The organism is Pseudomonas sp. PA-4-8C (assembly GCF_021606625.1).
Taxonomy (GTDB): domain Bacteria; phylum Pseudomonadota; class Gammaproteobacteria; order Pseudomonadales; family Pseudomonadaceae; genus Aquipseudomonas; species Aquipseudomonas lactis.
The window spans coordinates 1-7,626 of the sequence record NZ_WKCD01000267.1; the positions used below are offsets into that span (position 1 = coordinate 1).

The following is a 7,626-nucleotide window of genomic DNA, read 5'->3' on the forward strand; positions in this document are numbered from 1 at the left end:
GTGGTACGCCCACTTCCACTACCCCGCCGCGGATACCCCGCCCTCCACACCGGCATTCGGCCATCTGAAAACCATCGCCGAGCGCCGCTTCACCCGCAGAGAACTGATCGAACAGGCGCGCTCCGACAACCGCGCGGTGGTGAACCTGGAAAAAGCCGAAATCAGGCCGCCGCTGGACCAGGAGCTGTTTCTTGGGCTGGAGGTACTGTGACATGAGCAGACGCCGTCGGGTTGTCTATGCTCTCTAGGACCACCTTGCAGACGAGGGCTGTATGGACGAGCCTACTGACAACAAACCACCCACCTTCTGGCAGATGGTGCACAGCGTCATGGCAGCGGCTTTTGGTGTACAGAGTGGCAAGAACCGCGCCCGCGACTTTACCCACGGCAAGCCCAGCCACTTTGTGCTGCTGGGTATCCTGTTCACCGCGGTGTTTGCCTTGACCCTGTTTGGCATCGTCAAGCTGGTGCTGCACCTGGCCGGGGTTTAACGCAGCAACAGTTGCAGGCTGAATGGGTAACGGTAGGACGCGGGCTTGCCCACCGCTGACAACGCGCGAAAATCCACCGATGGCAGGGGGCCCGATAGCCGGCGTGCCTGGGCGGCGTCGATCAACTGGAACAACGCCTGCTGGCGGTTGCGACCGCCACGGGCGCCGATATCCACCCCCTTGGCCTCATCATGGATCAACACCATTGCCCAGCCACCCAGGGTGAAATGTCCCGCCACCAGGGTACTCAGGCGCCCATCAAGGCGTGCCGCGAGGATCTGAGGTGAGCTGTTGGCCGCACTGAACAACACGTCTTTGCCGGGGACGCGGCCAGTGTCTTGCAGGGCCTGCATGGCACCCAGCGCCATTTCATCGTTGGCCGACCAGACCAGCGCGGTCTGCGGGTAGCGCTTGAACAGTTGGCTGGCCTGCTCGAATGCACGCTGGCGGCTCCACTCACCGTACACCAACTGGCGCAGGCGCACTTCGGGGTGCTCGGCCAGGGCACGCTGCATACCCTGTACCCGCAGTTGCGCGACCGGCGTGGTCTTGGCGCCGGAAAACGCCAGCAGGTCAAGTGTGGTGCCCGGAGCGACCGGGCCGTGCTGGCGCATCAAGTCGGTGAGCATCAGGTAGCCCGCCTGCTCGTCGTCGGCAACCATCGTGCCGATCAAGCCGGTATCGTTGTAGGCGTCCAGTAGCTGCACCTGGTCGGGCGTCAGCGCGTTGCTGACGATCAGTAACTTCACTCCGCTGCCTTGGGCCATGCGCATGATCTGCGGGGCGACGTACTGTTCATTGACCAGCACCAGGTAATCGGGCCGTTCAGTGCCCAGCAGTGCCTCCCGCGCATGGGCCAGGGTGGTTTGGTTGTCGCGCTCGGAATAGCGCACGCGCAAATCCAGGCCGAGGTCCTTGGCACCGGCCTGCATGAATTGCGCGTAACTGACCCAGAAGGTTTCCGAAGACCGGCCAGGGTTGAGAAACACCACCGACGCAGCCTGGGCGATTGCCCCGTACGCCGACCCCAGCAACCACACACACGCCATCAGAACCTTCAACATGGTTGCCTGAACCTTGAATATAGAGCGCCATGATAGTGGCAATTAGATATTCAATCGAGGCTCAATCAACCTGCTGCTTTACTGGTGGCTAACCCAGAACACGGCGGTTCCCACCACCAGGATGATCAAAAATAAAATGGCCCAGGCGTCCACGGTACTGTCGGGTTTACGGGCTTTGGTGGAATTGCTCATCGCATCGCCTCTTGTCGGTTTTATAGGTGACTGCACTCAGACTCGATCACAGTAAAGACCACACTTGTCCCCATGACAAATGTGGGTATGGCGATAACGGTTCTCATTAGTCAGTTTGGTTATTTACATATACCCAAACATCACTTTTGCGCATATACGCAAACTGGTATCGTGCGCCGGCTCCGTTGGGAGTGCGCGGCCGTGCGCGCAGATTTGCCGAGAACAGGACCTATATGTACGTATACGACGAATACGATCAGCGCATCATCGAGGACCGCGTCAAGCAGTTCCGTGATCAGACCCGACGCTACTTAGCAGGTGAACTGAGCGAAGAAGAGTTCCGCCCTCTGCGCCTGCAAAATGGCCTTTACGTTCAGCGCTTTGCGCCGATGTTGAGGGTGGCCGTACCCTATGGCCAACTGACGTCGCGCCAGACGCGGATGATGGCCAAGATCGCCCGCGACTTCGACAAAGGCTATGCCCACATCAGCACCCGCCAGAACGTACAGTTCAACTGGCCGGCCCTGGAAGATGTGCCGGATATCCTGGCTGAACTGGCGACTGTGCAGATGCACGCCATTCAGACCAGCGGTAACTGCCTGCGCAACGTGACCACCGACCAATTTGCCGGCGTCGCTGCCGACGAGTTGATCGACCCACGGCCGTGGTGTGAAATCGTGCGTCAGTGGACCACCTTCCACCCTGAATTCGCCTACCTGCCGCGCAAGTTCAAGATCGCCATCAATGGCTCGACTTCCGACCGTGCGGCCATCGAAGTGCACGACATTGGCCTTGAGCCGGTGTACAACGCCGCCGGTGAGCTGGGCTTTCGCGTATTGGTCGGCGGTGGCCTGGGCCGTACCCCGGTGGTCGGCGCCTTTATCAACGAGTTCCTGCCCTGGCAGGACCTGCTGAGCTACCTCGACGCCATCCTGCGGGTCTACAACCGCTACGGCCGTCGCGACAACAAGTACAAGGCCCGGATCAAGATCCTGGTCAAGGCGCTCACTCCTGAGGTGTTTGCCCAGAAAGTCGATGCCGAAATGGAACACCTGCGCGGCGGCCAGACCACCCTGACCGAAGCCGAAGTACACCGCGTCGCCAAGCACTTCGTCGACCCTGAGTACAAGGCCCTGAGCAATCAGGACGCCGAGCTGGCCGCACTCGACCAGCAACACCCAGGCTTCGCCCGCTGGCGCACGCGCAACACCCTGGCGCACAAGAAGCCCGGCTATGTGGCCGTGACCTTGTCGCTCAAGCCTACCGGCGTAGCGCCAGGCGACATCACCGACAAGCAACTGGACGCGGTCGCCGACCTGGCCGAGCGCTACAGCTTCGGCCAGTTGCGCACCTCCCACGAGCAGAACATCATTCTTGCGGACGTTGAACAGAGCCAATTGTTCACCCTGTGGGGCGAGTTGCGCGAAGGCGGCTTTGCCACGCCGAACATCGGCCTGCTGACCGACATTATCTGCTGCCCGGGCGGCGACTTCTGCTCCCTGGCCAACGCCAAGTCGATCCCGATTGCCGAGTCGATCCAGCGCCGTTTCGACGACCTGGACTACCTGTTCGACATCGGCGAACTGGACCTGAACATCTCCGGTTGCATGAACGCCTGTGGTCACCACCACGTCGGCCACATCGGCATCCTGGGCGTGGACAAGAAAGGCGAAGAATTCTACCAAGTGTCCCTGGGTGGCAGCGCCAGCCGCGATGCGAGCCTGGGCAAGATCCTCGGCCCATCCTTCGCCCAGGAAGCCATGCCGGAGGTGATCGGCAAGCTGATCGACGTGTACATCGAACAGCGTACCGAAGATGAGCGCTTCATCGACACCTACCAGCGCATCGGCATCGACCTGTTCAAGGAGCGTGTCTATGCAGCGAATCATTAAGAACAACGCAGTCGTCGACGAAACCTGGCACCTGCTGCCCAAGGACGCGAGCTTCGACGGCATCTCCAACTGCGACGACCTGATCGTGCCGCTGGCACTGTGGCGCGAGCACGGCCACGCGCTCAAGGCCCGCGACGGCGGTTTGGGTGTTTGGCTGGACGCCGATGAAGAAGCCGAAGAAATCGGTGATGATGTGCAGCACTTTCAGGTCATCGCCCTGAACTTCCCCGCCTTCACCGACGGGCGCAACTACTCCAACGCACGCCTGCTGCGTGACCGTTATGGTTACAAGGGTGAACTGCGTGCCATTGGCGACGTGCTGCGCGACCAATTGTTCTACCTGCACCGCTGCGGGTTCGATGCCTTCGCCTTGCGCGCGGACAAAGACCCGTACGAAGCGCTGGAAAGCCTCAAGGATTTCTCGGTGACCTATCAAGCGGCCACCGATGAACCTTTGCCGCTGTTCCGCCGCCGCTAAGCTCCTGTCCCTGTAGGAGCGAGCTTGCTCGCGAAAAACCTGAACGATAACGCTGACATCCTGAATGAACGCGTTGTCCTCGAGTTTTTCGCGAGCAAGAACTAGGCGTCCCCCTCGCTCCTACAGCTCCATCGCCCGTCAATCCTGTGTGATCGACTCCCGCTTGACATTAAAGTTAACTTTAAGCTTAGCCTGAGACCTCCCCTGCTCAGGAGTTAACCCATGTCACCGTTCGAATCGCTGCAACTGCCCAACGGCCAAGTCATTGCCAACCGCATCGCCAAGGCCGCGATGGAAGAGAACATGGCGGACCTGCATCAGGCGCCGTCCCAAGCACTCAAGCAGCTGTACAAGACCTGGGCCGACGGTGAGCCCGGCCTGCTGCTGACCGGTAACGTGATGATCGACCGCCGCGCCATGACCGGCCCTGGCGGTGTCGCGCTGGAAAACGAACAACACCTGGCCAGTTTTCGTGAATGGGCCGACGTAGCCCGAGCCAAGGGTGTGCACTTCTGGGTACAGCTCAGCCATCCGGGCCGTCAGACCATGGCCAACCTCGGTCAACAAGCGTTGGCACCCTCGGCTATTGCGCTGGATGTGGGCAGTTTTTCCAAGATGTTCGCCAAACCCAAGGCCATGACCGAAGACGACATCCAGGACGTCATCAAGCGCTTCGCCACCAGCGCCCGCCTGGCCGAGCAAGCCGGGTTCACCGGCGTACAGATCCACGGCGCCCATGGCTATTTGTTGAGCCAATTTCTCTCGCCCTTGAGCAACCATCGCACCGACCGTTGGGGCGGCTCCCTGGAAAACCGCGCACGCCTGCTGCTGGAAGTCATCCGTGCCGTGCGGGCCAATGTCAGCCCTTCATTTTGTGTGTCGGTGAAGCTCAATTCCGCAGACTTCCAGCGCGGCGGCTTCGATGAGACCGATGCGCGCGCAGTAGTGGAGATGCTCAATACACTGCCGATCGATTTGCTTGAGTTGTCCGGCGGCAGCTATGAAGCGCCGGCCATGCAAGGTGAGGCGCGGGACGGTCGCACCTTGGCCCGTGAAGCCTACTTTCTGGATTTCGCCACACAAATGGCGCGCATCGCCACCATGCCACTGATGGTGACCGGAGGTATTCGCCGCTTGCCGGTGGTCCAGCAAGTATTGGACAGCGGCATCGCCATGGCCGGCATCGCCACCGCCCTGACCCTGGAGCCGCAACTGATCAAACAGTGGCGTGAAGGTCGCGACCTCAACCCACAACTGCGGCCCATGGAATGGAAGCGCAAACCCCTGGCCGCCCTCGCCACCCTCGCCGTGGTACGCGACCAGATGCGCCGCCTGAGCCGCGGACGCCTGCCCAACCCCAACGTTGCGCCCTGGCTGGCATTGGCCTGTGACCAGTGGTTTATCGCGCGGCGTACGCGGCAATACCGCGCGAGCATGACGCAATCTTCACATTAAAGGCGGAGCATTCGCCGTGATTGAACTGTCCCCTACTGATCAGCAGTTTTTCAACCTCACTGACGATTGGAGTTCCTCATGGCGAAAATCAACTTGGCGCAGCAGTTGGCGACCACCCTGGAACAAGCGGGTATCAAGCGTATCTGGGGGCTGACCGGCGACAGCCTCAATGGCCTGACCGACGCCCTGCGCAGCATGGACAGCATCGAGTGGATGCATGTGCGCCACGAAGAGGTTGCCGCCTTCGCTGCCGGTGCCGAAGCGGCGGCCACCGGCGAGTTGACGGTGTGCGCCGGCAGTTGCGGGCCGGGTAACCTGCATTTGATCAATGGGTTGTTCGACTGCCATCGCAACCATGTGCCGGTGCTGGCGATTGCCGCGCAAATTCCGTCCTCGGAGGTGGGCCTGAATTACTTTCAGGAAACCCATCCCCAGGAACTGTTCAAGGAGTGCAGCCACTTTATCGAGCTGGTGAGCAACCCCGCGCAGATGCCTCAGGTGCTGCACCGTGCCATGCGTTCGGCGATCCTCAACCGAGGCGTGGCGGTGGTGGTGATTCCGGGAGATGTATCGCTGTTGGAGGTGGAAGATAAGCTCAAGCCGTGGCCGGCCTTGCACGCACCGCGCACCGTGCCGGTCGAGCAGGACCTGCAGCGCCTCACCGACATGCTCCAGAGCAGCGAGAAAGTTACCCTGCTGTGTGGTAGCGGCTGTGCCGGTGCCCACGATCAGGTGGTGGCATTGGCCGACGCCCTCGGCGCGCCGGTGGTGCATGCACTGCGGGGCAAGGAGCACGTGGAGTGGGATAACCCGTTCGACGTGGGCATGACCGGCCTGATCGGTTTCAGCTCCGGTTACCACGCCATGCTCGATTGCGACACCTTGATCATGCTCGGCACCGACTTCCCCTATCGCCAGTTCTACCCGACCGACGCCAAGATCATCCAGGTGGACCGCAACCCACAAGCCCTGGGGCGCCGTGCGACCTTGGACCTGGGCATCGCCGCCGACGTCAGTGAAACCATCGCCGCGCTGCTGCCACGCTTGACCCGCAAGACCGATCGCAGCTTCCTCGACACCTCCCTGAAGCACTACGAAAAAGCCCGCCAAGGCCTGGATGACCTGGCGCAACCGTCCAAGGCTGGTAGGCCGATCCATCCCCAGTATGTGGCGCGCTTGCTCAGCGAGCTGGCCGATGATGATGCGATCTTCACCGCCGATGTCGGCTCACCCACTGTGTGGGCGGCGCGTTATCTGAAGATGAACGGCAAGCGTCGGCTGATCGGCTCGTTCAACCATGGCTCGATGGCCAACGCCATGCCTCAGGCTATCGGCGCCCAGGCGGCATTCCCTGGACGGCAGGTGATCTCGATGTCTGGGGACGGTGGTTTCACCATGCTGATGGGAGATTTCATTTCCCTGGCGCAGCTGCAATTGCCGGTCAAACTGGTGGTGTTCAACAATTCGTCCCTGGGCTTTGTTGCCATGGAGATGAAGGCGGCGGGTTACCTGGACACTGGCACCGAGCTGAAAAACCCGGACTTCGCGGCCATGTCCAATGCCATGGGGATCTTGGGCATTCGGGTGGAGCAATCCGAAGACCTGGAGCCGGCCCTGCGCCGTGCGCTGGCCCATGATGGACCGGTGTTGGTGGATGTGGTGACCGCCACTCAGGAACTGGTGATGCCGCCGAGCATCAAGCTGGAACAGGCCAAGGGGTTCAGCCTGTATATGCTCAAGGCGGTGATGAGCGGGCGTGGCGATGAGGTCATAGAGCTGGCACGCACCAACTGGCTTCGATAACCCCCTACTGTAGGAGCGAGCTTGCTCGCGAGGATCGTAACGACAACGCTGACATCCTGAATGAACGCGTTGTCCTCGAGTTTTTCGCGAGCAAGCTCGCGCCTACAGCTGCCGGGCTAATTTCAGCCTTTCTGTTTTTCTACCCACTTGCCATAGGCATCGATGAACGCCTGCAGGAACGGCTTGGTCTTGTCCGACACCTTCCCCGCCTCATCGAACACACTGCCCGCCCCGCCCAGGTAGGCTTCCGG

Annotated in this window: 7 protein-coding genes and 1 pseudogene; 6 read left to right on the top strand and 2 right to left on the bottom strand. The window is 61.0% G+C overall.

What is annotated here, in order from left to right; genetic code table 11:
* Positions 1 to 211, top strand: a 211-nt coding sequence (locus GIW04_RS25255) for a hypothetical protein (RefSeq protein ID WP_236479305.1), incomplete at its 5' end; no start/stop codon positions are given.
* Between the two features lie 61 nt (positions 212 to 272).
* Positions 273 to 491, top strand: a complete 219-nt coding sequence (locus GIW04_RS25260) for a DUF2970 domain-containing protein (protein WP_003190718.1) — start codon at positions 273 to 275, stop codon at positions 489 to 491.
* Here the strand turns inward: GIW04_RS25260 and GIW04_RS25265 are convergent.
* Positions 488 to 1,555 carry an ABC transporter substrate-binding protein gene (locus GIW04_RS25265; protein ID WP_034135398.1) on the bottom strand — a complete coding sequence of 356 codons (1,068 nt, stop codon included), beginning with the start codon at positions 1,553 to 1,555 and terminating at the stop codon, positions 488 to 490. The genes GIW04_RS25260 and GIW04_RS25265 overlap by 4 nt on opposite strands.
* A gap of 425 nt (positions 1,556 to 1,980) precedes the next feature.
* On the opposite strand from GIW04_RS25265, the gene GIW04_RS25270 reads away from it, so the two are divergent.
* The 4 genes from GIW04_RS25270 to poxB all read left to right on the top strand — a co-directional run bounded on the left by GIW04_RS25270 (position 1,981) and on the right by poxB (position 7,375).
* Positions 1,981 to 3,639, top strand: a complete 1,659-nt coding sequence (locus GIW04_RS25270) for a nitrite/sulfite reductase (RefSeq protein ID WP_003190712.1) — start codon at positions 1,981 to 1,983, stop codon at positions 3,637 to 3,639.
* Positions 3,623 to 4,117, top strand: coding sequence for a DUF934 domain-containing protein (locus GIW04_RS25275; RefSeq protein WP_003190711.1), 495 nt, complete (start codon positions 3,623 to 3,625; stop codon positions 4,115 to 4,117). The genes GIW04_RS25270 and GIW04_RS25275 overlap by 17 nt, the downstream gene beginning before the upstream one ends.
* A gap of 222 nt (positions 4,118 to 4,339) precedes the next feature.
* A complete protein-coding gene (locus tag GIW04_RS25280) occupies positions 4,340 to 5,572 on the top strand; it encodes an NADH:flavin oxidoreductase/NADH oxidase family protein (RefSeq protein ID WP_003190709.1) in 1,233 nt (410 codons plus the stop codon).
* Positions 5,573 to 5,650: 78 nt separating this feature from the next.
* On the top strand, positions 5,651 to 7,375 hold the full coding sequence (gene poxB / locus GIW04_RS25285) for a ubiquinone-dependent pyruvate dehydrogenase (RefSeq protein WP_003190707.1): 1,725 nt from the start codon (positions 5,651 to 5,653) through the stop codon (positions 7,373 to 7,375).
* A gap of 122 nt (positions 7,376 to 7,497) precedes the next feature.
* Here poxB and GIW04_RS25290 read toward each other — a convergent pair.
* Positions 7,498 to 7,626 (bottom strand): annotated as a pseudogene (locus GIW04_RS25290) (ACP phosphodiesterase); the annotation flags it as partial.

What these genes read in the sequence shown, in the direction of transcription:
- GIW04_RS25260 (WP_003190718.1), top strand. Translation starts at nt 273, where the DNA reads ATGGACGAGCCTACTGACAACAAACCACCCACCTTCTGGCAGATGGTG.
- GIW04_RS25265 (WP_034135398.1), bottom strand. Translation starts at nt 1,555, where the DNA reads ATGTTGAAGGTTCTGATGGCGTGTGTGTGGTTGCTGGGGTCGGCGTAC.
- GIW04_RS25270 (WP_003190712.1), top strand. Translation starts at nt 1,981, where the DNA reads ATGTACGTATACGACGAATACGATCAGCGCATCATCGAGGACCGCGTC.
- GIW04_RS25275 (WP_003190711.1), top strand. Translation starts at nt 3,623, where the DNA reads ATGCAGCGAATCATTAAGAACAACGCAGTCGTCGACGAAACCTGGCAC.
- GIW04_RS25280 (WP_003190709.1), top strand. Translation starts at nt 4,340, where the DNA reads ATGTCACCGTTCGAATCGCTGCAACTGCCCAACGGCCAAGTCATTGCC.
- poxB (WP_003190707.1), top strand. Translation starts at nt 5,651, where the DNA reads ATGGCGAAAATCAACTTGGCGCAGCAGTTGGCGACCACCCTGGAACAA.